Below are 201 nucleotides of genomic sequence, written 5' to 3' on the forward strand. Positions count from 1 at the left end.
TTAATCAGCGACTTCCTATCCTCCCAGGCCGTCTCCAGCCAAGTACTTTCGGCGTTTATGAGCTTAACTACTGTGTTCGAGATGGGAACAGGTGGACCCTCATAGCTATCGCCACTGAATCTGTCAGAGTTTGTACTCTGAAAACCACATAGAAGTTATATATATTTGTTGCACATGTCTGCTTAATGTTTTTAGTTAAGT

At 42.3% G+C, this 201-nt stretch carries 1 rRNA gene; it reads right to left on the reverse strand.

The window, feature by feature from the left end:
* Nucleotides 1-2: 2 nt before the first annotated feature.
* Nucleotides 3-119, reverse strand: a 5S ribosomal RNA gene (gene rrf / locus VEI_RS09355).
* Nucleotides 120-201 lie beyond the last annotated feature (82 nt).

Source organism: Veillonella tobetsuensis (genome assembly GCF_001078375.1).
In the GTDB taxonomy this organism is placed as follows: domain Bacteria; phylum Bacillota; class Negativicutes; order Veillonellales; family Veillonellaceae; genus Veillonella; species Veillonella tobetsuensis.